Below are 2,243 nucleotides of genomic sequence, written 5' to 3'. Positions count from 1 at the left end.
TACATCGAGATGTTCTACAACCCGATCCGCCGGCATGGTTCCGCTGGCGGACTGTCACCGGTAGAGTTTGAAAGGCGCTACGCGCAGAGCGGCAACTGAGTGTCTACAGAACTCTGGCCGGTCCAGACTTGCCACAAAGCGAGCGAGTACCTGTACCTTCCATTTCGGGGCAACTTGTAGTCAGTTTGTGATTCCAGAGGGCATCTTTTCGGTCGCCCGTCGGGTCAGGGGCGATTGTTGGTCAGAAAAAATGGCGTCTGTTGGCTTGAGGGAGGGCACTTCTTTGCCGTCATACAGCCGAAATCGACCCAAGGGGCGGCTAGTCCTATGCGTATGTCTGCCGCACCGAAAACGCCCGGCCTCTAACGCATTGATTTTAGAAGATATGGATGGGGTGAGCTTAGCCTCTTCCTGGCAGCTTCCGTCCACCAAAGATGCCCGATATTTCCGGAAGTCCACCAAAGATGCCCGATATTCCCGGAAGTTCACCAAAGACGCCCGGCATTTCCAGAAGTACATAAATAACGCCCAACAGTTCCGGAAGCCCATAAAACACGCCCACGACTGCCGGGGGTTCATTAGAATTGCCAATTAGCCCACGCGGCGGCAAAGCCTCCCCTTGTGTTGCGTACTCGCATGAAGGCTACTGCCGTTCGCAGTCCGGCACGAGACAGTGCCGTTGCCCCAATGATGGCAAAAATTGCTAAGAACTGCCTGCCTTAGGATTTCTGCTGGATTCTAGCTGTTTTTCGAGGTGTCACCCAGGCGACCCGGACTTCTCTCAAGGAACGGGCGGAACCCTGAAGCTCGATGACCGGATACCCACCTGAAGGCAGTACATCCTTCGGATTCAGCTTGAACACCCTTGCAAGCGTCAACGCCAAGCCTTCCTCATAAGCGGTTGCCAGAACCCACACAAGCGCGTCGACCAAGGCGGATCTTCCCTTAATGCTGTCCAATACCGAAGCGACGATTACGGAAGGGGACCTATCCGGCTTGTCGTTCGCGATACCAAAGGCCGCAGCGGCCAGCTCCAGCGCTGTGCCGCACGCTAACGTTACCATCGGGTCGACAACCGAGAGATTGAGCCAAGTCGCGCCGCTGGCAGAAACACCATAGGGAGCTAGGAACGACTCGTGCCGCTCTACCTCAGTGGGTCCTTGGGTGTCGTAGTGCGTTGAGCGGAAGCTCAGGACAGATAGGCCTTCAAGTCCGACCCTGGCGCATGCCGCTGCAGTGGCCCGCGTCAAAGCATCGTAGGCCATCAATGGGAGCGGAGCGCACATGAGGCCCGAGTTGCCGCCAATCATTGCCCAGCCCCAGAACGCCCCTGGCTCCGGATCGTCAGCGGATGGCTGGAAAGCCTCATACCTTACGTGAGCATTGCCATCGTCCTGGTGGACGGGCGGCATAGGAGTCGTTCTATCAATCAGGCGCGCCAGAGCTGAAGGCCAGCTTTGCGCATCACTGGGGAAGTGAATCACTCGGCCTGCCCGCTGGCGTGATGCCCAATGAAGGTAGTCATCCACCCACTGCGACACTTCACGAGCGGGAAATTGCCTGACGTCCAGTAGCGCTGTGTGGGCGTCGATTGGCTGAAATCCACAAGTACAAGTCCCGAGACCACCGGAGTGGTCAAAACTGGTGCCCAGCGTCCTTCCGCATGCCTCGCAGTGGCTGATGAGCTTCTCGCCATGCCAAGGGCACGCAGAGATGGAAGGAAGGAGAAATAGTGAACAATGGTAGCCGTGAAGTGCGCATGCGGGGCACCGCATATATGGAAGCTCACTACCCGCGAAAAGTCGAAGTGATTGAACTGGAAGCCACGCGGCCGGATTCCATAGATTCTTCGTTGTGACGTCACGGACTTCGATGGCTGACGCAAAAGTATCCTGCACCCGGCCCGGCAGAAGCAAAGGGCGGAGCATGGAGCGCCCAGTCTTACGCCTCACCCCCATGATCATGAGTTGCTCACTTGTTGGCATGCCCAGTGCAACGATCCGCTGCAGCACGCCGTAGCCCGATATGTATGGATAGAACTCATGCTCTGCGCCGACAATCCGAGGCGTAGAAGGATTTACGGCGCGAGAGCTATTCATTGCTTCCCCCTACCTGGTTTGGACCGGCCAGAGTTCTGTAGACACTCAGTTGCCGCTCTGCGCGTAGCGCCTTTCAAACTCTACCGGTGACAGTCCGCCAGCGGAACCATGCCGGCGGATCGGGTTGTAGAACATCTCGATGTA

1 protein-coding gene is annotated in these 2,243 nt (G+C 57.2%); it reads right to left on the bottom strand.

Translation table 11 applies throughout. The features are described 5' to 3' along the window. Positions 1 to 719: 719 nt before the first annotated feature. A complete protein-coding gene (locus tag ACM0PY_RS21140) occupies positions 720 to 1,265 on the bottom strand; it encodes a hypothetical protein (RefSeq protein ID WP_126412179.1) in 546 nt (181 codons plus the stop codon). Positions 1,266 to 2,243 lie beyond the last annotated feature (978 nt).

The organism is Stenotrophomonas sp. BR163 (genome assembly GCF_047520985.2).
In the GTDB taxonomy this organism is placed as follows: Bacteria; Pseudomonadota; Gammaproteobacteria; order Xanthomonadales; family Xanthomonadaceae; genus Stenotrophomonas; species Stenotrophomonas sepilia.
The sequence above is the reverse complement of the archived record's forward strand: the minus strand, read 5'-3'. Positions and strand labels throughout refer to the sequence as shown.

Excerpts from the sequence above, each read along its gene's own strand:
- ACM0PY_RS21140 (WP_126412179.1), bottom strand. The coding sequence starts at position 1,265 with ATGGCCTACGATGCTTTGACGCGGGCCACTGCAGCGGCATGCGCCAGG.